20 protein-coding genes are annotated in these 19,426 nt (G+C 62.7%); 4 read left to right on the top strand and 16 right to left on the bottom strand.

The window, feature by feature from the left end:
- Positions 1–211: 211 nt before the first annotated feature.
- The gene (gene dbpA / locus ISP18_RS09220; protein WP_380009855.1) at positions 212–1,591 is read left to right on the top strand and encodes an ATP-dependent RNA helicase DbpA; all 1,380 of its coding nucleotides are present in this window, start codon (positions 212–214) and stop codon (positions 1,589–1,591) included.
- A gap of 101 nt (positions 1,592–1,692) precedes the next feature.
- Here dbpA and ISP18_RS09215 read toward each other — a convergent pair whose 3' ends face one another.
- The 7 genes from ISP18_RS09215 to ISP18_RS09185 form a co-directional block, all read right to left on the bottom strand.
- On the bottom strand, positions 1,693–1,860 hold the full coding sequence (locus ISP18_RS09215) for a 30S ribosomal protein THX (RefSeq protein ID WP_380009852.1): 168 nt from the start codon (positions 1,858–1,860) through the stop codon (positions 1,693–1,695).
- 119 nt (positions 1,861–1,979) lie between these two features.
- On the bottom strand, positions 1,980–2,930 hold the full coding sequence (locus ISP18_RS09210) for a cation diffusion facilitator family transporter (RefSeq protein ID WP_380009849.1): 951 nt from the start codon (positions 2,928–2,930) through the stop codon (positions 1,980–1,982).
- A gap of 56 nt (positions 2,931–2,986) precedes the next feature.
- The gene (locus ISP18_RS09205; RefSeq protein ID WP_380009846.1) at positions 2,987–3,424 is read right to left on the bottom strand and encodes a MerC domain-containing protein; all 438 of its coding nucleotides are present in this window, start codon (positions 3,422–3,424) and stop codon (positions 2,987–2,989) included.
- A 124-nt stretch (positions 3,425–3,548) separates the two neighbouring features.
- Entirely contained in the window at positions 3,549–4,052 is a 504-nt protein-coding gene (locus ISP18_RS09200) for a transcriptional repressor (protein WP_380009843.1), read from the bottom strand.
- 10 nt (positions 4,053–4,062) lie between these two features.
- A complete protein-coding gene (locus ISP18_RS09195; RefSeq protein WP_380009840.1) occupies positions 4,063–4,332 on the bottom strand; it encodes a hypothetical protein in 270 nt (89 codons plus the stop codon).
- A gap of 76 nt (positions 4,333–4,408) precedes the next feature.
- Positions 4,409–5,809, bottom strand: coding sequence for a glutamate--tRNA ligase (gene gltX, locus ISP18_RS09190; protein ID WP_380009837.1), 1,401 nt, complete (start codon positions 5,807–5,809; stop codon positions 4,409–4,411).
- Positions 5,810–6,016: 207 nt separating this feature from the next.
- Positions 6,017–6,451 (bottom strand): DUF4399 domain-containing protein, encoded by a 435-nt coding sequence (locus ISP18_RS09185; protein ID WP_380009833.1) that lies wholly within the window; start codon positions 6,449–6,451, stop codon positions 6,017–6,019.
- A 166-nt stretch (positions 6,452–6,617) separates the two neighbouring features.
- On the opposite strand from ISP18_RS09185, the gene ISP18_RS09180 reads away from it, so the two are divergent.
- A complete protein-coding gene (locus ISP18_RS09180) occupies positions 6,618–7,778 on the top strand; it encodes a glycosyltransferase family 4 protein (protein ID WP_380009830.1) in 1,161 nt (386 codons plus the stop codon).
- A complete protein-coding gene (locus ISP18_RS09175; protein WP_380009827.1) occupies positions 7,747–8,322 on the top strand; it encodes a phosphatase PAP2 family protein in 576 nt (191 codons plus the stop codon). The genes ISP18_RS09180 and ISP18_RS09175 overlap by 32 nt, the downstream gene beginning before the upstream one ends.
- Before the next feature lie 381 nt (positions 8,323–8,703).
- Here ISP18_RS09175 and accD read toward each other — a convergent pair whose 3' ends face one another.
- From accD to trpB, 3 genes are all read right to left on the bottom strand, one after another.
- Positions 8,704–9,573: an acetyl-CoA carboxylase, carboxyltransferase subunit beta gene (accD, locus tag ISP18_RS09170; RefSeq protein ID WP_380009824.1), complete on the bottom strand. Its 870-nt coding sequence runs from the start codon at positions 9,571–9,573 to the stop codon at positions 8,704–8,706.
- A 228-nt stretch (positions 9,574–9,801) separates the two neighbouring features.
- Positions 9,802–10,602 carry a tryptophan synthase subunit alpha gene (trpA, locus tag ISP18_RS09165; RefSeq protein WP_380009821.1) on the bottom strand — a complete coding sequence of 267 codons (801 nt, stop codon included), beginning with the start codon at positions 10,600–10,602 and terminating at the stop codon, positions 9,802–9,804.
- Positions 10,599–11,810: a tryptophan synthase subunit beta gene (trpB, locus tag ISP18_RS09160; protein ID WP_380009818.1), complete on the bottom strand. Its 1,212-nt coding sequence runs from the start codon at positions 11,808–11,810 to the stop codon at positions 10,599–10,601. The genes trpA and trpB overlap by 4 nt, the downstream gene beginning before the upstream one ends.
- Positions 11,811–11,934: 124 nt before the next feature.
- Here trpB and ISP18_RS09155 point away from each other — a divergent pair, with 124 nt between their 5' ends.
- Positions 11,935–12,828, top strand: coding sequence for a LysR family transcriptional regulator (locus ISP18_RS09155; protein WP_380009815.1), 894 nt, complete (start codon positions 11,935–11,937; stop codon positions 12,826–12,828).
- A gap of 183 nt (positions 12,829–13,011) precedes the next feature.
- Here the strand turns inward: ISP18_RS09155 and ISP18_RS09150 are convergent, their stop codons facing one another.
- From ISP18_RS09150 to ISP18_RS09125, 6 genes are all read right to left on the bottom strand, one after another.
- Complete coding sequence (locus tag ISP18_RS09150) at positions 13,012–13,626, bottom strand: phosphoribosylanthranilate isomerase (protein ID WP_380009812.1); 615 nt, start codon at positions 13,624–13,626, stop codon at positions 13,012–13,014.
- Positions 13,623–14,390, bottom strand: a complete 768-nt coding sequence (gene truA / locus ISP18_RS09145; protein ID WP_380009809.1) for a tRNA pseudouridine(38-40) synthase TruA — start codon at positions 14,388–14,390, stop codon at positions 13,623–13,625. Before truA ends, ISP18_RS09150 begins: the two co-directional genes overlap by 4 nt.
- Positions 14,391–14,493: 103 nt before the next feature.
- Complete coding sequence (locus tag ISP18_RS09140) at positions 14,494–16,785, bottom strand: FimV/HubP family polar landmark protein (RefSeq protein WP_380009806.1); 2,292 nt, start codon at positions 16,783–16,785, stop codon at positions 14,494–14,496.
- A gap of 169 nt (positions 16,786–16,954) precedes the next feature.
- Complete coding sequence (locus ISP18_RS09135; RefSeq protein WP_380009803.1) at positions 16,955–17,233, bottom strand: hypothetical protein; 279 nt, start codon at positions 17,231–17,233, stop codon at positions 16,955–16,957.
- Positions 17,233–18,261: an aspartate-semialdehyde dehydrogenase gene (locus ISP18_RS09130; RefSeq protein WP_380009800.1), complete on the bottom strand. Its 1,029-nt coding sequence runs from the start codon at positions 18,259–18,261 to the stop codon at positions 17,233–17,235. Before ISP18_RS09130 ends, ISP18_RS09135 begins: the two co-directional genes overlap by 1 nt.
- A 141-nt stretch (positions 18,262–18,402) precedes the next feature.
- Positions 18,403–19,404 carry a 2-hydroxyacid dehydrogenase gene (locus ISP18_RS09125; protein WP_380009797.1) on the bottom strand — a complete coding sequence of 334 codons (1,002 nt, stop codon included), beginning with the start codon at positions 19,402–19,404 and terminating at the stop codon, positions 18,403–18,405.
- Positions 19,405–19,426: the final 22 nt, after the last annotated feature.

The raw sequence follows: 19,426 nt of genomic DNA, 5'->3' as shown, positions 1-19,426 counted from the left end.
TGACTCCGAATCGCTGGCCCAGTACCTGAGCATTTGCCATCAAGCCATCGACAGTGGCGCATGGAAAGGCCAAACACCGCCCGAATCCACTCCGTTCGAACATTGATTTGTCGCGCCTTAAGAGCCCTGCGCCGAAAAGCAGTTGATGCGTCGCGTGCAGATAGATACTGCGTCAGCGCCGTTATAACAGCCGATCGTGCGATCATGCTGTATGACTGCCTTCGACTCCCTCCCCCTCAAACCCGCCCTGCTCGCTAGCATCGAGACGCTCGGCTATCCCGAGATGACCCCGATCCAGGCGAAAAGCCTTCCTGCCATGCTCGAAGGCCGCGACGTGCTGGCCCAGGCGCAAACGGGCAGCGGCAAAACCGCCGCATTCGGCCTGAGCCTGCTGCAATCGCTAAGCGTGGAAACAATCCGCCTGCAAGCCTTGGTGCTCTGTCCCACCCGCGAACTGGCCGACCAGGTGAGCAAGGCCATTCGCAAACTCGCCGCGAATATCCCAAACGTAAAGCTGCTGACTTTGTGCGGCGGCATGCCGCTCGGACCGCAGTTGGCTTCGCTTACGCATGATCCGCATATCGTGGTCGGCACGCCCGGACGCGTACAAGAACATCTCAAGCGCGGCAGCTTGCATGGCGGCGGCATCAAGGTGCTGGTGCTGGACGAAGCGGACCGCATGCTGGACATGGGTTTCAGCGAAGCCATTGATGACATCGTCGGGCGCATCGCCAAACATCACCAGACACTCCTGTTCTCGGCCACCTACCCGGAAGAAATCCGTGCCGTGAGCCGCCGGGTTCAACGCGATCCGATCGAGATCACGGTGGAGGCGCCGTCGCAAACCCGATCCCTTATTGAGCAGCAGTTCATCGAAGTGGACCCGGCACGAAAACTCGATGCGCTGGCCCAGTTGCTGGCCAGCGAGCGCGGCCAGCATGCCTTGGTGTTTTGCAACATGCGGCGCGATGTGGATGCCGTGGCGCAGGAGCTGGATCACCGTGGCTTTTCCGCGCTGGCCTTGCACGGCGACATGGAACAGCGCGACCGCGATGAGGTGCTGGTGCGCTTCGCCAATCGCAGTTGTGCCGTGCTGGTTGCCACCGATGTCGCCGCTCGCGGGCTTGATATTGTCGGGCTGCCCTTGGTGATCAGTTACGACATCGCCCACGATCCCGATACGCATACGCACCGCATCGGTCGCACCGGCCGCGCCGGGGAAAGCGGCCTGGCGATATCGCTTTGCACGCCACGCGAAAAGCCCAAAACGGACAACATCGAACAAGCGCAGGGAACCGCACTGACATGGCGCCCACTAAAAATTGCGCCCCCACGCGACAAGACATTGAATCTCGCACCCATGAAAACTCTGGTGATCGACGCAGGCCGCCAGGACAAACTGCGTCCCGGCGACATCCTGGGCGCCCTCACCGGGGATGCCGGCCTCCATGCCGATGACGTCGGCAAGATCGACGTCTACGCCACGCGAGCCTATGTGGCGATCAGCCGTGCCCTGGCGAGCAAAGCACTGGAACGGTTGCGCGCAGGCAAGATCAAGGGCCGCAACTTTCGCGTGCGGACATTGAACTGACTAATTTCATGTCGCCCTGCCCGATGGCAGTCATCCCATCGCGTGCACGCAATAAAAAGCCCCCGACTAGCGGGGGCTTTTCTTATCGGTGAGCTGAAAACTCAGGCCGACTTCTTCTTCGGCGCGGGGGCAGCCTTCTTCACGGCAGCCGGCTTGGTCACGGTCGCCTTGGTGCCAGCCACCGCGGGCTGAGCGGTGTGCGCGCGGGTGTTGCCGTAGCTGCCACGGTAGGTCTTGCCCCGGCGGGTTTTGCGATCGCCCTTGCCCATAGGAAGCTCCTTGATGCGTAATGCTGTTGACGGTCTGTCATCGTAGCAGCGGCAGGCCAAAGCGCAAGCGGGTTGGCGTGGAGCCCGTCGGACTTGAGTCGGCCAGGCTCCTTGGGCCGCTAATGAGGCGGGTGCTGGGTATGGCAGCCGGGGCTGCCGTCCGGGCAGTGCCCCGGGTCGATCTGCACCGTGGCGTGGCGGATCCCAAAGCGCTCCAGCAGGGTGCGGTTGACCGCAGCCAGCACGCGCGCACCGTCATCCTGTTGATGCAGCTCAAGATGCAGCGTAGCCATGCGCGAGCCGGAGGCGAGCTGCCATACGTGCAGATGGTGCACGTCGCGGATCGACGTATCGGCAGCGCGCAGCGCGGTTTCCACTTCGCGCGGGTCCATGCCTTCGGGCACGCCTTCCAGCAGGATATGCGTGGAGCGCCGCAGCAACTGCCATGCACTGTTGAGAATCAGCAGCGAAACCAGCAGCGATAGCGCCGGGTCCGCCCAATTCCAGCCCAGCCAGCGCACTGCCAAGGCGGCAAGCACCGCGCCGACCGAACCAAGCAGGTCGCCTAGCACGTGCAGGCTGGCCGCGCCGATGTTCACGTCATCGTGCGCGTGGTCATGCAGGCTGCGCAGCACGATCAGATTCACCAGCAAGCCGGCAACGGCCACGCAGAACATGACGCCGGAGAGAATTTCCACCGGCTTGAAGATGCGATCGATGGCTTCGTAGGCGATCAGCCCGACCAGCACGAACTGCGTCAACGCATTCACGAAGCCAGCCAGCACTTCGATGCGGCCATAACCGTAGGTGCGTCGCGCATCGGCTGGGCGCCGCGCCATCCGCGCCGCAAACAATGCAAGCAGCAGCGCGGCCGCATCCACCAGCATGTGGCCGGCATCGGCCAGCAGCGCCAGCGAGCCGGACCACCAGCCACCCGCCGCCTCCACGAGCATCATGCCCGCGGTAAGCACGAAGGCGAACAGCAATTTGCGCTCGCGCCCGCCTACGCCCGCTTCGTGAGCGTGATCATGGGCGTGGTCGTGATGAGCGTGGCTGTGCGCGTGATTCATGCCGTCATGCTAAAAAGCGGTGCGGCCGTTACACAATCACCGCGCATAAACGCGGTTCATCCATGCGCGCAGTGGGTACCGTGCACGTGGCCGTACTGGCGATCGAAGCGAAGATTGCAGAAGTGCGCGGACGCCACCAGCAAGCCGCCGCAAGTCACCAGCACGCTGTGCACCATGATCGAATAGCCTTCCGCGAACGTCACGCCAACAACCAGCAGCGTGAGTCCGGGCAAAGCCAGCCGCAGCGGCAGCACACGGTGGTGGCGGCGGTAGCCATTGACGAGGGCGAACAGCGCCAATGTGCTGGCGAACAGCACGAAGCCGCGTTCGAAAGCGTGATCGGCGAGAAAGCTCAAGCCCAGCAACGGCAAGATCGCCAGCACGAACGGCAAGGCGGCGCAGTGGATGGCGCAAAGGAATGAAGCGGTCGCGCCGATACGATCGGCGATGTTCCACCAGCGGGGGGAGTTCGGCGGCGTTAGCGTGGGATCCATGAGCGGGACAACACCATGCGAATGGCCGGCGGGGACCGGCATTATTTTGATACATTATAACATCCAACAGATGTCCGCAAGGGACACCCGTCTCCCCGGTCAGGCGATGGTGTCTAAAAGCGGATCAGGCCTTACGGCACTGCTTGCACACGCCGTGCACTTCCAGCGTCTGGGCTTGGGGGCGAAAGCCGAAGGCTTTGGCCTGGTCTTCGATCAGCTCCGCGACGCGCTCGTCGCACACTTCCTGCGCACTGGAGCAGACATCGCAGATCAGGAACGGCACCTGGTGCGCTTCCGCCGGGTGATGACAGGAAACGAACGCGTTGATTGATTCCAGCTTGTGGATGAAGCCGTTCTCGAGCAGAAAGTCGAGCGCACGGTAAACCGTAGGCGGCGCGGCATTGCCATGGCGTTCACGCAGGTGATCGAGCAGGTCGTACGCCTTCACCGGCTTGCCCGCCGCAGCGATCAGCTCCAGCACCTCTTTGCGCAGCGGCGTCAGGCGCAGGCCGCGTTCCTCGCTGGCATGCTCCACCGCCGCCACGAAATCGCTAGGGCTTTCGTGATGATGGTGAGTGTGCGCCTTGGCGGATGTGCTGCTCAATGAATTCACCTCGGTGGCGATCATACACCTGCCTCTAACGCGGCAGCGGCGGGGGTTTGGCTGATTTGGGGGCAAGCAACACGATAATCCAGCCGATCGGGCCCAACACCAGCGCCCAGATCACGCCCGCCAGCACGCGCCCGCGCCACCAACCAAGCAGCGCCCCGACGGCGACGAAGATCAGATTCCACCAGAACAATGCCGCCCACGGCACCATCGCCATCAGGTTGATGAAAATGTGCAGGAAGGCATCGGGGGCGTCCATGTCGACGCCTTGGGTGGCTTTGGCTAGCAGTTCGTCCATTCGTACTCGCGTATTGCGTTATGTGGAGCGAAACGCCTTGGCTCCCTCCCCCGGAGGGAAGAGGGGAAAAGCTTGGTCAGGCTTGCGCCAATGCCACCGCATCATCGATACGCTTGAGCGCCACCTCGCGCCCGGCGAGATAGATCGTGTGATCGATCGACGGTGATACCTGTGTACCGGTCATGGCCACGCGCAGAGGTTGCGCGATTTTACCCATGCCAAGTTCCAGCTTCGTTGCAACTTGCTCGATCACCTGATGGATCGGCTCGGGTTTCCACTCGCATGCGACCAGCAGTTCGCGCGCGGCGGCGAGTACCTGCACCGCGCTGTCATTCTTCAGATGCTTGGCCACGGCCTTGTCGTCCCACTCGGTGATCGGGCCGTACCAGATCTTCGCGCGCTCGGCCATGTCCTTCAGCGTCTGCACGCGGTCACGCAAGGCGACGATGACATCCACCGGCGCGGGGCCTTTGGTGGCGTCGACACCAGCGCGCGCGAGGTGCCAGCCGAACTCGGCTGCCAGCGTCTGCGGATCGTCGGTCTTCAGGTAATGCTGGTTGAGCCACAGCAGTTTTTCAGTATCGAAGCGCGAAGCGGCCTTGTTGACATCGGCGACGTCGAACAGCTTGATCATTTCTTCGCGCGAGAAGATTTCCTGATCGCCATGCGACCAGCCCAGGCGCACCAGGTAGTTGAGAATCGCGTGCGGCAGAAAGCCGTTTTCGCGGTACTCCATCACGCTCACCGAATTGGTGCGCTTGGAAAGCTTCTTGCCTTCCTTGTCCAGAATCATCGGCAGGTGCGCGAACTCCGGCACCTTCGCGCCGAGCGCGTGATAGATGTTGATCTGGCGCGGCGTATTGTTGACGTGGTCGTCGCCGCGGATCACTTCGGTGATGCCCATGTCGATGTCATCGACCACCACGGCGAAGTTATAGGTGGGCCAGCCGTCGGACCGGAAGATCACCAGATCATCCAACTCGGTGTTTGACCACTCCACCCGGCCCTTCACCTTGTCGTCGAACACCACCGTGCCTTCCAGCGGATTCTTGAAGCGGATTACTCGGTTGGGATCGTCGCGATACGGCTCGTTGCGATCACGGTAATAGCCGTTGTAGCGCGGCTTCTCGCCGCGCGCCATGGCGGCTTCACGCATCGCTTCGATTTCATCTTTGGATTCGTAGGCGTAGTACGCCTTGCCGGCTGCAACTAAGTCGAGCGCGACCTGCTTGTAGCGCTCCAGGCGATGTGTCTGGTAGATCGGCGCCGCATCGGCGCTGAGATCCAGCCATTGCATGGCATCGAGAATGGCCGCAACGGCCGCATCCGTGGAGCGTTCGCGATCGGTGTCCTCGATGCGCAGCAGAAATTCGCCGCCGCGACGACGCGCTTCCAGCCAGCAGTACAGCGCGGTGCGCGCACCGCCGATGTGCAGGAAACCGGTGGGGCTGGGAGCGAAGCGGGTGCGGACGGTCATGAGCTCGGCGATGCGGCGGATGGAACGGGAAATTTTAGCTGATCCCACCCCAACTCCTCTAACAAACTCCTCCCCCTGCTTGCAGGGAGAGGTTGGTAGGGGGTGAATGCCTGCGGAGAAGTCTGAAGCAAGTACTCACCCCACCCCGGCCCTCCCCTGCAAGCAAGGGAGGGAGGGAGTAGTTGGTCGCGAGCTTAGACGCCGCGCTTATTTCACGTGCACCGTAACCACCTTCGACACCACAGGCGGATCGAACGGGATGTGGTTGCTATCACCCAGTTCCAACTGCAGCGTATGTGTGCCGGGCGTCAGCTTCAGCGTGGTTTCGGTCTGGCCGTTCCCGAAGTGGAGATGCTGTTCATCCTTCGGAATCGGTTGGCCGGCTGCGGGCAATTCCTTTACATCCACCAGCAGGTGATGGTGTCCGGTTTTCTCGTGTGCATCACCCGCGGGCGCCACGCCCATGCCCTTCAGGCCAAAACGCACGGTAAAGCTCTGCGAAACGGTGGCGCCATCTTGTGGCGAGATGATGTAGACCTCGGCCCCGGCCGGGGCTTTGGTGACTGGCAAGGCGGGTGCCTCGGCGGCCATGGCGGAACCTGTAACGGCAACGAACGCAACAGCAAGCAGCAGACGTTTCATGAGAGCCTCCTGATCCAGATATCCGTTCACGCAATCTAACCGAGTTAGACCCTCCAGGACACCGTTTTCCCCATTCGGTAACACCCGTAACCGCCTTGTCACGTGCCCGCCATCGCTACGAAACGGCGCAAGAGGACCATACCGCCGTACAAGACGAGGATGCGCCATGCGTATCGGCATCATCAGCGAGACGTATCCGCCGGAGATCAACGGTGTCGCACTCACCGTACATGGTCTGGCGACCGGTCTGGCCACAAAGGGCCACGAGATCGATCTCATCCGTCCCCGTCAGGCAACCAGCCACCCCGACGAACCCGGTATCCATGCACTGGAAACGCGCGGCGCGGCCCTGCCCCGCTATCCGGGCCTGCGCTTCGGACTTCCCGCACCACGCACCTTGCGCCAGCGCTGGACGCAACGCCGCCCTGACGCGATCTACGTGGCGACGGAAGGCCCGCTGGGCCGGTCGGCGGTAAAGACTGCGGTGCGTCTGGGCATTCCTGTCGCTACCGGCTTCCACACTCGTTTCGACACCTACGCCAACCACTACGGCGTGGGTTTTCTCACGCCGGTGGTGCACGGTTATCTGCGCCGCTTCCATCAGCGCGCGAACATCACCCTGGTGCCCACCGACGCGCTCGCGGCGGAACTCACCGCCATGGGCGTGGATCACGTGCGCCTGCTGCGTCGAGCAGTGGATACCAAGCTGTTTCATCCGTCCAAGCGCGACAATGCGCTGCGCGAAAGCTGGGGCGTGGACGCGGATACGCCGGTGGTGCTCTACGTGGGCCGCATCGCACCAGAAAAGAACCTTGAGCTGGCGGTAGAAACCTTCCGCGCGATCCAGCAGGTGGCACCGAAGGCGCGCTATGTGTGGGTGGGCGATGGTCCCGCGCGCGCTGCATTGCAGGGAGCGCATCCAGATTTCCTTTTCGTGGGCGTGAAGCGCGATGAAACATTGGCCGCGCATTACGCCAGCGCGGACCTGTTCCCCTTCCCGAGCCTCAGCGAAACCTTCGGCAACGTGATCCTGGAAGCGCTCGCCGCTGGCCTGCCGGTGGTGGCCTACGCGGAAGGCGCCGCGCGCGAGCATCTGGTCGACGGCGTCAACGGCTTCCGCATTGCTTCCGGCGAAGGGCGCGCCTTTACGGCCGCGGCCGTGACCCTGGGCGGCGACATCGGCTTGATCCGCCACATGGGCCAAGCCGCGACAGCGAGCGTCGAACGGCTTTCGCCGGATGCGGTGATCCGCGAATTCGAAAACCTGCTGCGCGATCTGGTCGAGGAGAACATGCATGACCGCCATGTCACCATCGCACCTGCCTGAGCCCGTCGCGCTACCGCGCCACGCGTTCGACCGGCGCATGTGCATCGCCGCCAATCGCTGGGGCGCGCGCCATGCTGTCGGTTTGTTCTTCAGCATCATCAGCCGTCTCGGCGACGGCGTGTTCTGGTACGCGCTGATGCTGGCACTGGCACTGATCGACGGTCGCCGCGGCCTGGAAGCCGCCGCGCACATGGCGGTCACCGGTCTGGTGGCACTGGGCCTGTATCGCGTGTTGAAGCGCTGGACACGCCGCCCGCGTCCTTTCCGCACCTGCCCCGGCGTGATCGCGCACGTGCCGCCGCTGGATGAATTCAGTTTTCCCTCTGGGCACACGCTGCAGGCGGTGGGCTTCACCATCGTAGCGCTGGCGTGGTACCCACTGCTCGCGCCGCTGCTGTTGACGTTCACGGCACTGGTGGCGGCATCACGCGTGATTCTTGGCTTGCATTATCCGAGCGACGTGCTCGCCGCGATTCTCGTTGGCAGCGGTCTCGGTGCGCTGTCCCTGTGGTTGGTGCACAGCGCACCGCAGCTGTTGGGTTGATCAAAGTTTGCGCTGATCAATTGCTAGTCACGCTGTCATCACACGCTTTGCGCTCAACGACATAGCGCATCTATCCACAGGCTCTACCGGAAACTTTCCACAATCGTTGTGGACAAGTGCGCGTACTTCCTGCGCAAAAATTCATCACCGCGTGCCAAGTGGTTGATCGCAAAGATGCGTGTGTGAGTTTTCCACAGGGTTTTCAATAAGGCGTCCACATTTGTTGTGGAAAAGTGCGTGCCTCAATGTAGTGCTGTGTAGCCCTTAGCTCGTCATTCCGGCGCAAGCCGGAATGACGGCGAGGAATTTTCCAACATAGCGCGAGACAGAAACGACGATGCCGCCCGAAGGCGGCATCGTGTGGATAACGTCCAGCATCAGTTACGCTGCGCGCGGCACTCTGCGCAGAATGTTCAACACATCGGCAAGCTTGTCCCGCATCTGCCGACGGTCGACGATCATGTCGATCGCACCGTGCTCCAACAGGAATTCCGAACGCTGGAAGCCTTCCGGCAAGGTCTCGCGCACGGTCTGCTCGATCACGCGCGGGCCAGCAAAGCCAATCAGTGCTTTCGGTTCGGCCACATTGATGTCGCCTAACATCCCCAAGCTCGCGGACACGCCGCCCGTGGTCGGATGCGTGAGCACGCTGATATACGGAATGCCCGCCTCGCGCAGGCGCGCCAGCGCGGCGGAGGTTTTGGCCATCTGCATCAGCGAGAACAGCGCTTCCTGCATGCGTGCGCCACCGGTGGCGGAGAAGCACACCAAGCCGCTGCGTTCGGCCAGCGCGCGCTCGGCGGCGCGTGTGAACTTCTCACCCACCACCGAGCCCATCGAGCCGCCCATGTAAGAGAACTCGAAAGCCACCGCCATTAGCGGCTGGTCCTTGAGCTTGCCGTTCATCGCGATCAGCGCGTCTTTCTCGCCGGTGGATTTCTGCGCGGCGACGATGCGATCGCGGTATTTCTTCGAATCGCGGAATTTCAGCGGATCGGTGGGCTCCATGCTGGCCCACAGTTCCTGCGTGCTGCCCTCGTCAAGAAACGACAGCAAGCGCTCGCGTGCGCCGATGGCGTGATGATGGCCGCACTTGGGGCACACCATCAGGCTGCGTTCCAACTCCGGCTTGTACAGCACGGCGCCGCAGCCACCGCATTTCTCCCACACACCTTCGGGTACCTTGCCCTTGCCTGCCGCGGAGCTTTGCGTCCGCGCGCGGGGTGTCATGATTTTTTGCAGCCAATTCATGGATTCCGCCTCAATCTGGAAACAAGCGCGGCCTTATCGGCGCGCTTGGGTCACGCGGCTGTTGCGCGTTCCCTTCCCTCTATGGCGACGTTTCCATAGAGATAAAGGGCGAGGACGACCCGGCCTCGATGCAGCCATGGACCACGGATCGTCCACCGCCGTTCCCTTGTTGGATTTTTGTTGACCCGGCACCCCGCCCTTCCCCCTCCGCAAAGGGAAAGCGAGCCATCAGACGGCGTCCAGTGCCGCGCGGATCGGACGCAGGAAGGCATCGACCCTTGCGATGACGTCCTGTTCGGTATTCGCACCGTCCAGGCGTTCCACCAACGCGCTGCCGATCACTACCGCGTCGGCGAATCCGCTGATGGCTTTCGCGCTCTGCGCATCCTTTACACCGAACCCCACCGCAACCGGCGCCTTCGCACGTTGGCGGATATCGGCCACGCGTGCGGCGATGTCCTGTGTGCTCAAGCGTCCTGCCCCGGTGATGCCGGCGAACGACACATAGTACAGGAAACCTTCGGCGGCCTCGCACAATTGCGCCATACGCGCGGGTGCGGTAGTGGGCGCGGCCAGCAGAATCTGCTGCAAGCCCGCGTTGCGCAATGGCGCCAGCACTTCGGCTTCTTCCAGCGGGCAATCCACCACCAATACCCCGTCCACGCCCGCTCCAACCGCTTCCGATGCGAAGCGCTGGTAACCGTGAATTTCCACCGGGTTGAGGTAACCCATCAGCACAATGGGCGTGTCCTGATCGCGCTCACGGAATGCGGCGACCCACTCGAGTACGTCAGCGAGACCTACACCTTTGGCGATAGCACGTTCGCTGGCATGTTGGATCACCGGACCGTCGGCCATCGGATCGGAGAACGGCACACCCAGTTCGATAACATCGGCGCCCGCGTCGACGAGCGCGTGCATTAACGCCACGGTGTGTTCCGGCGCAGGATCGCCGGCGGTGACGAACGGAATCAGCCCGGTGCGACCGGCGGCTTTCAACGCGGCAAAACGGCGATCGATGCGACTCATACTTGAACTCCTTCGCGCGCGGCGATCGTGTGCACGTCCTTGTCCCCGCGGCCGGAAAGATTGCACAGCACGATGCCGTCCTTCGGCAATTCGCGCGCCAGTTTCAACGCCTGCGCCACGGCGTGGCTGGATTCCAGCGCGGCAAGAATGCCCTCGGTGCGTGCGAGCAAGTGAAAAGCCTCCAAGGCTTCGTCATCGGTCACGCCGACGTATTCGGCGCGACCGGCGTCTTTCAGGAATGCGTGTTCGGGACCGACGCCTGGATAATCGAGACCGGCCGAAACCGAATGCGTTTCGGTGATCTGGCCGTTGTCGTCACACAGCACATAGGTGCGATTGCCGTGCAGCACGCCAGGCCGACCAGCTGCGAGCGACGCGGCATGATGCCCGGTGGCAATGCCCTCACCCGCCGCTTCCGCGCCGACCATGCGCACATTGCGGTCGTTGAGAAACTCGTGAAATAGGCCGATAGCATTGGAACCGCCGCCCACGCACGCTGTAAGCACGTCCGGCAGGCGACCATATTGCTGCAGCATCTGTGCGCGCGCTTCGCGTCCGACGATGGCGTTGAAATCGCGCACCATCATCGGATACGGATGCGGGCCGGCCACGGTGCCGATGATGTAGAACGTATCGGCGACGTTGGTCACCCAGTCGCGCATTGCTTCGTTCAACGCATCCTTCAACGTCTTCGATCCGGAAGTGACCGGCACGACTTCCGCACCGAGCAGCTTCATGCGGTACACGTTGATCTTCTGCCGCTCGATGTCGACGGCGCCCATATAGACCACACACTTCAAGCCGAACCGCGCGGCAACCGTCGCGGTAGCCACGCCGTGCTGACCAGCGCCGGTTTCGGCGATCACGCGCGGCTTACCCATGCGCTTGGCCACCAGAGCCTGGCCGATGGTGTTGTTGATCTTGTGCGCGCCGGTGTGGTTCAGATCCTCGCGCTTGAGCAGGATGCGTGCGCCGCCGACGTGTTTGGACAATCGCTCAGCGTGGTAGATCGGACTTGGGCGGCCCACGTAGTAGGTAAGATCGCGATCCAACTCGGCCAGGAACTCGGGATCCTCGCGCAGGCGCAGATAAGCTTCGGTGAGCTCGGCCAGCGGCGCCATCAGGGTTTCGGCTACGTACTGCCCGCCGAAGTCGCCGAAACGCCCGTGGGCATCGGGCCATTGGTTAAAGTCCTGGATCGTAGGCATTGGTCAGAATTCCTGGGGAATGACGACCACCCAATGGACGCCATGGATGAGCAAAATAGCGCGAATCGCTTGACCGAAAAAGCGATATGATGGCTGCTATTCGTTAGAAAAACTCACATCAACCGTGCGCGACCTCCCTTCCCTAAACGCCTTGCGCGCCTTCGAGGCCACGGCCCGCCTGGGCAGCGTCAACCGCGCGGCCGAGGAACTGCACGTCACTCACGGAGCTATCAGTCGGCAATTACGCGTGCTGGAGGAAGCACTCGGACAACCGTTGTTTGCCCGTCAGGGGCGCGGCATCGTCCTCACTTCGGTGGGAGAGCAGTTGCAGGATCGTGTGCGCAACGCCTTCGACCAACTGAGAGAAACCTGGGCCGACCTGCAGCGCAGCCGCGACGATGCGCCATTCGTGCTCGGCTGCGCAGGCAGCCTACTCGCACGTTGGGTGATTCCCAGGCTGGAACGACTGGAACGCGATCTGCCGATGCTGCGCCTGCATTTGTCGCCGGAAGAAGATCCTCTCGCGCCGCGACACGCTGAACCCGATGCGGCACTCGCCGTAGCGGCACCGCCGTGGCCGGCCGGCTGGCAGGTACATGTGCTGGCGTCGGAGCAAATAGGTCCGGTGATCAGCTCGCGCTATGGCGGACTTGCGCGTTTGTTGGAACGCGGCTCATCCGCATTGAGCGACGAAGCCCTGCTATTCACCCACTCGCGCCTACAGGCGTGGCCCGCTTGGGCGCAGGCGAACGGGATCGCCATCGAGTCCTTGCATTACGGACAGGGCTTTGCGCATCTGTTCTATCTGCTGGAAGCCGCGGTCGCGGGGCTGGGTGTGGCGATCGCGCCGGTGCAGCTTGTGCAAGACGACATCGACGCGGGACGTTTACTTGCGCCGTGGGGATTCCGTCAGACGGATGCGAGTTGGATTCTGGCGACGCCGCGGCGGCGGAGTGATAGCCGTGTTGACGCGCTAGCGGCGTGGATGCGTGACGAGTTGAGTGGTGATATTCGTTGATCAACGCTCGTCCCGGCGAACACTCGCTATAGCCAGGAAAGTTCTGCTCCGCTTGCCGAAATGCCTAAATGTTCGTCGTCCCAGCGAAAGCTGGGACCTAGTGACTTTTTCGCGTCAACGTCGCTGGACCCCGGCTTTCGCCGGGGCGACGAGAACCAGGAAAATGTGGCACGAGGGTCAAACCTACGCCCCACGAACAGCCGCAACGAAATCGCGCATCTTCCCGGCATCTTTGATCCCCGGCGCCGCTTCGATACCGCTCGCCACATCCACCGCCCACGGCCGCGCCTTACGAATAGCTTCAGCAACATTCGCGGACGTCAAGCCACCAGCAAGAATCAGCGGTTGTTTCAGATCGCGCGGCATCAGCGACCAATCGAAGCTCTTGCCGGTGCCCCCAGGTTCGCCCAGACCGTGACCATCGAGCAGCAACCCCGCCGCATGCGGGTGATCGCGCAGTTGATAAAGCGCCGCAGCGCCCTCGCCCATCGCGATCGCTTTCAGATACGGCTGGCCAAATTGCTTGCACCATTCGTCGCTTTCGTTGCCGTGGAACTGCAGCAACGAAGGGCGAACGGTATCGATGATTTCCTGCACGAAGTTCGCTTCGTCATCCATGCACAAAGCCACGGTAGTGACGAACGGCGGCATGGCCTCCACGATGGCGCGCGCCTGCGCCAGCGACACCTGCCGCTTGCTGCGCGCAGTCAGTACGACGCCGATGGCATCGGCACCCAGTTCGGCGGCAAGCAAGGCGTCTTCGACGCGCGTCATGCCACAACATTTGATGCGAGTCATTCGCTGACCTCCTCGGGTAAACCCCAGTGTTTTTCGTAGCGCGGTCCGATGAATGTGAGCCCCGAAGCCGCTGCCGTAGGGCCGGCCACTTCGCGGTTGCGTCCGGCAAGCAAGGCCGCGATCCATTCAGGCACTTGCTCGCCGCGCCCTACCAATAGCAGCGAACCCACGATATTGCGCACCATGTGATGCAAGAATGCATTGGCTTCAATGTCCACGATCACATGCTGGCCTTCGCGCCGCACGCTCAAATGTTTTACTTCGCGTCGCGCGTGTGCGGCCTGGCAGGACACCGCGCGAAAGGCGGAAAAATCGTGCTCACCGATCAATGCCTGCGCAGCGGTATGCATGCGTTCTGCGTCCAGCAGATGGCGTTCCCAAGTCACGTACCGCGCATCCAGCGCGGGGCGAATCGCGCGATTGAGAATGGTGTAGCGATAACGCCGGCTGCGTGCGGAGAAGCGCGCATGGAAATCATCCGACACCACCTGTGCCCACAACACCGCCGTGCTTTGCGGAAGATTCGAACACGTGCCGAGCACCCAACTACGCATATCGCGCTGAACCTCGGTATCGAAATGCACCACCTGACAGCGCCCATGCACGCCGGCATCCGTGCGGCCGGCGCACGTCACCGCGATGGGTTCAGCGGCCACGAACGAAAGCGCTTGCTCCAGACGGCCCTGCACACTGGCCCCATGGCTTAGCCGCTGCCAGCCGAGAAAATCGGTGCCGTCGTATTCGATGCCCAGGGCAATGCGCATGCGTGATCGAAAAGCTCAAGGAATGAACAAGAGTAGCAGGTGCTGAAAAAACATCGGGCCGGCATGGCCGGCCCGATTTCACATGCTTCGCAATGGTGAAAGATCAGCTGATCTTTTCGAGCAGTTGCTTGGCTACTTCCTTCTGCATCTGGCTACCTTCGTGCATCACTTCCTCGAGCATGGCGCGGGCGCCATCGGGATCACCCATGTCGAGGTAGGCGCGGGCCAGGTCGAGCTTGGTGTCGACCGGATCGTCGTGCAGTTCACCGAATGCGTCGTGGTCGGCGTGTGTGGTATCCGCGGTGTGCGGTGCACCGGTTTCGGCCGGCTCGTCGAAATTCCAGGTGGAGATCGGCTCTTCCTCTTCCGGCACTTTGGTGGCGGGCGCGGTAGCAGCGCGAACGAGCGACTCAGGTTGGTGCGGGGTCAGGTCGAAATCGAAGTGGTATTCGCTGACCTTGGAGGGCTGCGGCGACGAGCCCTTGGCCGGAACCACGGTCTCTGCCGATGCCGATGCCGGGCTGGGCGCGTAGCGGTCGAAATCGAAGTGGTGAGCCGGTTCATGTGCCGGTGCACCGGGGACCGGCTCGGCGAACAGCGGATGACCCGGGGCCAGGTCCTTGCCCATGTGCACCACGTCCTGCCATTCCGGCTGATCCGGATCGCTGATGTGCGCGTGCATCGCTTCGGCCGCAGCTTCGAAATGCTCCACGTCGCGGCGGGTGTAGTACAGGCTGACCAGCTCCAAGTGCAGGCCGATGTCGTCGGGCTGTTCGGCGAGCTGGTCGAGCAGCTCGTCCTGATCAGGATCCGAACCGTGAGCCAGATGCTCCCCGCCTTCGAGATCCGCGGTGCCGAAACGGTCGGCGAGCGAGCCACCCTTGGAGGGCGCCTCGGTCTTGGCGGCCTTGGCAGCCTTGGCGCCAGATTTGCCACGGCGTGTCAGCAGTGCCAGCAGGCCCAGCACGATCACGCCGCCACCCGCTGCCCATGCCCAGGTTTCCATGTACCACGGCTGCTCGGCCGGGGCCGGCGTGGGTACACGGTGCGGCTGGATGACGGGCTTCGCCTTGGCCGGCGCATTCAAAGGCGTGGTGACTACACCTTGCGCAGCGGAAGCACTGACTGCTGGCTTGGTGGCGGTCGATGCGGTCGCCAGGGACGGCGCAGCGGCGGGGGCCGGAGCCGGTACCGCCGGTTTGTTCTCGACAGGAACCGGTGTCGGCGCTGGGCTGGCAACAACGGGCGCAGCCGGCTTGCCGGCGGCCTTGCGGGCGTCGGTGAGTTGTTTTTGCAGATCGGCGATTTCGTTGTCTTTCAGCGACAACAGGCGCTGGTTCTTCGTGTTGAGGTCTTCCAGGTCCTTCAGGCGGGACTTCAGCTCGCTGCTCTGCTGTTGCAGGGAAGCGAGGGTTTCCTGACTGCGCTGCAGTTCCTGGCGAACGGCTGCATTGGCGCCGCCCTTGCCGTTGGTGCCACCGGCCGCCTGGCCTTCGCTGCCCGGTGGCACCAGCGCCAGCCGATCGGCGTTGCTAGTGGCGGTTGGTGCTACGGATGCGTTCTCGCGCGTACCGCCGGTGGCCACGGCGACCGGAGTGCTGACGCCGCCGTTGCGCCAATCGCTGTTCTGCTGATGCACGGTGGCTGCGGCGGCCGCTACAGCCGTGGCCAGTGCATCGTCGCGCGAGGGCACTCGCAGGATCGCGCCGGCCTTCAGAGCATTGATGTTGTCGCGGTAGAAGGCGTCCGGATTGGCGGTCTTCAGCGCCAACATCATCTGATTGACGTCGACACCGGACGGTGCAACTTGCGTGGCGATGTGCGAGAGCGTGGCGCCCTTCTCCACCGGCCCGAACTGACCGTTCTTGACTTCAGCCGTGGCGTTGTTGTGTGCCGCCGTGCTGGCACGACGCGGCGCGGCGGCGGCGGTTTCATTGGCCGGCGCCGATGCGCTGCTGACGGGCGCGTGGCGGCGCGATGGCGCACTGCTGGCAGCCGCTTGCGTCATCTTGTTCGGCGGATCGAGCAGGATGGCAAATTCGCGCACGCTGCTGCCGGTGCTGCTGTTCACTTCCACCAACAGATCGAGATAGGGATCGTCCACCACCGAACTGCTGGTGATGCGGATCACCTTGTGGCCGCTTTCGTCCAGCACGTTGAATTGCAAGGAAATGCCTGGGCGCTGGCCACCCGCCTTGGCGAAGGCGTCGTTGGAGGCCAGTTGGGCACTCAGGCTCTGCAGTTCGGCCGGGGTGGCCTGGGTGACCGGTATGTCCACGAGCAGCGGCTGGCCCAGCGCCGATTTGACGTGTGCCTGACCCAGTTCCACGGCTGCTGCCTGACTGCTACCCAGCGCAAGCGCCAGCAGTATCGACAGCTTCAACGAACGATTCATCGCTTGGCTCCCCCGAGACACCCCGGACGCTTTTACTGAAAAGACACCGCAGCTTGCGGCGCCTTCCTTCCGAAAGGCGTCACTTTAGTTAGATAACCGTCAATCAACAATACCTTATTTGCCCGGCGCCCCTTTTTCAGGGCGATTTTTTCGCCTGGCGTGACGGCCATCAATGACCGGCCTGAGGCGCCTTGGAAACTTCCTTGGCGGCCTGGAGCTGCTTGCGCAGCTCGGCGATGGCGCGGTCCTGCTGTTGCAACTTTTCCGCCGCCTGCTGGCTGGCGGATTCCTGCTGGCTCAGGTCCTGCTGCAAATGCTGCACTTCGGCCTGGTGCTGGGCCACCTGCTGGCTGATTTTTTCTGCCTGCTTGGACGTGTCAGGAGACGATTGCGCCCAGATGCTCGAAACACACAGACAACCCAGCAAAACCAGTCCGAAGCGTTGCATTACAGATAGTCCTCGATCAGCAATTCGGCGATTTGCACGGCATTGAGCGCCGCACCTTTACGGATGTTGTCCGAGACAACCCAGAGATCAAGCCCGTGGTCGTGCGAGATGTCCTCGCGGATGCGGCCCACGAACACCGGATCCTGCCCGGCCGCATCGCCCACTGGCGTGGGATAGCCGCCTGGCTTGCGCTCATCCTGCACGACGATGCCATCGGCCTGTTCCAGCAGCTCGCGCGCCTGCTCGGCGGTGATCTTGTCGCGCGTTTCGATGTGCACGGCTTCGGAGTGACCATAGAACACCGGCACGCGCACCGCGGTGGGGTTCACCTGGATGGATTCGTCTTCCAGGATTTTGCGCGTCTCCCACACCATCTTCATTTCTTCCTTGGTGTAGCCGTTGGCCTGGAAGTCGTCGATGTGCGGGATCACGTTGAACGCGATCTGCTTGGGGAACTTGTTCTTTTCCACATCCTGGAAATTGAGCAGCGCAGCGGTCTGCTTGCCCAGTTCCTCCATGCCCGAACGGCCCGCGCCGGATACCGACTGATACGTGGCCACGTTGATGCGCTCGATGCCGACTGCACGGTGGATCGGCGCCAGCGCCACCAGCATCTGCATGGTGGAGCAGTTGGGATTGGCAATGATGCCGCGCGTGGTGTACTGCGCGATGGCGTGAGGATTGACCTCGCTCACCACCAGCGGGATGTCGTCCTGGTAGCGGAACTCGGAGGTATTGTCGATCACCACCGCACCCGCCGCCGCGGCGCGCGGTGCGTGCACGCGGCTTACCGAACCGCCGGCCGAGAAGAAGGCGATGTCCACGCCTTTGAAGTCGTAGTCATCTAGGTTCTGCACGGTGATCTGTTTACCGGCGAACTCCACTTTGCTTCCGGCCGAACGCGCGCTGGCCAGCGGCACCAGCTCGCTGACAGGAAATTCGCGCTGGGCCAGGATGCTCAGCAGGGTCTCGCCGACGGCACCCGTGGCGCCCACCATCGCTACCTTGTAGCTACTCTTCTTGCTCATCTCGAGGTCACTTGTCTGTCTTGAATCGAAGATTGGAGATCGCCGTGACAGCGCCGACGCCCCAACCTGGGGAATCTAGCCTGCACGACACGCGAACGGCACGGCACAGCCTTGTTACGTGAGGTGTATCACGTTTCCGTTTCATGCCCGCCCCCGCACTTGAGGGTTGAGCAATGAAGGTGGGTGCCCTGCATTGGGCCCATACCCCAGCGCAGCCAGCAGATTATCGGCCGCCAATTGCGCCATCGCGCGGCGCGTGTCGGCGCTGGCACTGGCGATATGCGGGCTGAGGACGGCGTTTTCGCATTCGCGCAAAGCGGGATGCACAACGGGCTCGCCTTCGAATACGTCCAGCCCCGCCGCGGCCAGCCGGCCTTCGCGCAAGGCAACGGCCAATGCCGCATCGTCGATGATGCCGCCGCGGGCGATGTTCACCAGCACGGCGGTAGGTTTCATCAGCGCCAACTCGGCCGCGCCAACGGCATGATGGTTCTGCGCGTTGTAGGGCAGCACCAACATCAGGTGATCTGCGCGTCGCAGCAGTTCCGCCTTCTGAACCCACGTAGCGCGACACTCGCGCTCGATGTCTTCAGGCAGGCGCGAACGGTTGTGATAAAGCACCGGCATGCCGAACCCATAGCCGCGGCGCGCGATGGCCTGCCCGATGCGTCCCATGCCGAGGATGCCCAGCGTCTTGCCGTGCACGTCCACGCCCAACCAATCGTCGAAACGCATGCTGCCGCGCCAGTGTCCCGCACGCAGCCAGCGTTCGGCGCTGCTCACGCGCCGTGCCGCGGCCAGCAGCAGCGCCCAGGCGTAGTCGGCGGTGGTTTCGTTGAGCACGTCGGGCGTGTTGGTGGCGAGAATGCCTGCAGCGGTCAGGGCGGGCACGTCGAAATTGTTGTAGCCCACGGCAAGATTGGAAACCACGCGCAAGCGCCGGTTGCCGGCGATCACGTCGCCATCGATACGATCGCTTAAGGCCACGATGGCGCCATCGACGTCGGCGAGCTTTTCGCGAAGCTCTGACGGCGTGTGTTTACGCTCGGTAGTTTCCACACGCACATCGACGTACTCGGCCAAGTGAGCCAGTACTTCCGGAAAAAGCGGGCGGGAAACCCAGACGCTGTGTGACTTGCTCATGCCTATCGACTACCGTGGGACG

This window comes from Dyella humi, from assembly GCF_044904605.1.
In the GTDB taxonomy this organism is placed as follows: Bacteria; Pseudomonadota; Gammaproteobacteria; order Xanthomonadales; family Rhodanobacteraceae; genus Dyella_B; species Dyella_B humi.
This window is presented reverse-complemented; position numbering and strand designations above follow the sequence as displayed.

Excerpts from the sequence above, each read along its gene's own strand:
- ISP18_RS09185 (WP_380009833.1), bottom strand. The coding sequence starts at position 6,451 with ATGAAACGTCTGCTGCTTGCTGTTGCGTTCGTTGCCGTTACAGGTTCC.
- ISP18_RS09210 (WP_380009849.1), bottom strand. The coding sequence starts at position 2,930 with ATGAATCACGCGCACAGCCACGCTCATCACGACCACGCCCATGATCAC.
- truA (WP_380009809.1), bottom strand. The coding sequence starts at position 14,390 with ATGCGCATTGCCCTGGGCATCGAATACGACGGCACCGATTTTCTCGGC.
- gltX (WP_380009837.1), bottom strand. The coding sequence starts at position 5,809 with ATGACCGTCCGCACCCGCTTCGCTCCCAGCCCCACCGGTTTCCTGCAC.
- trpA (WP_380009821.1), bottom strand. The coding sequence starts at position 10,602 with ATGAGTCGCATCGATCGCCGTTTTGCCGCGTTGAAAGCCGCCGGTCGC.
- ISP18_RS09205 (WP_380009846.1), bottom strand. The coding sequence starts at position 3,424 with ATGGATCCCACGCTAACGCCGCCGAACTCCCCCCGCTGGTGGAACATC.
- ISP18_RS09200 (WP_380009843.1), bottom strand. The coding sequence starts at position 4,052 with ATGATCGCCACCGAGGTGAATTCATTGAGCAGCACATCCGCCAAGGCG.
- ISP18_RS09215 (WP_380009852.1), bottom strand. The coding sequence starts at position 1,860 with ATGGGCAAGGGCGATCGCAAAACCCGCCGGGGCAAGACCTACCGTGGC.
- ISP18_RS09175 (WP_380009827.1), top strand. The coding sequence starts at position 7,747 with ATGACCGCCATGTCACCATCGCACCTGCCTGAGCCCGTCGCGCTACCG.
- ISP18_RS09130 (WP_380009800.1), bottom strand. The coding sequence starts at position 18,261 with ATGAGCAAGAAGAGTAGCTACAAGGTAGCGATGGTGGGCGCCACGGGT.
- ISP18_RS09135 (WP_380009803.1), bottom strand. The coding sequence starts at position 17,233 with ATGCAACGCTTCGGACTGGTTTTGCTGGGTTGTCTGTGTGTTTCGAGC.
- ISP18_RS09150 (WP_380009812.1), bottom strand. The coding sequence starts at position 13,626 with ATGACTCGCATCAAATGTTGTGGCATGACGCGCGTCGAAGACGCCTTG.
- ISP18_RS09125 (WP_380009797.1), bottom strand. The coding sequence starts at position 19,404 with ATGAGCAAGTCACACAGCGTCTGGGTTTCCCGCCCGCTTTTTCCGGAA.
- accD (WP_380009824.1), bottom strand. The coding sequence starts at position 9,573 with ATGAATTGGCTGCAAAAAATCATGACACCCCGCGCGCGGACGCAAAGC.
- ISP18_RS09195 (WP_380009840.1), bottom strand. The coding sequence starts at position 4,332 with ATGGACGAACTGCTAGCCAAAGCCACCCAAGGCGTCGACATGGACGCC.
- trpB (WP_380009818.1), bottom strand. The coding sequence starts at position 11,810 with ATGCCTACGATCCAGGACTTTAACCAATGGCCCGATGCCCACGGGCGT.
- ISP18_RS09180 (WP_380009830.1), top strand. The coding sequence starts at position 6,618 with ATGCGTATCGGCATCATCAGCGAGACGTATCCGCCGGAGATCAACGGT.
- ISP18_RS09140 (WP_380009806.1), bottom strand. The coding sequence starts at position 16,785 with ATGAATCGTTCGTTGAAGCTGTCGATACTGCTGGCGCTTGCGCTGGGT.
- dbpA (WP_380009855.1), top strand. The coding sequence starts at position 212 with ATGACTGCCTTCGACTCCCTCCCCCTCAAACCCGCCCTGCTCGCTAGC.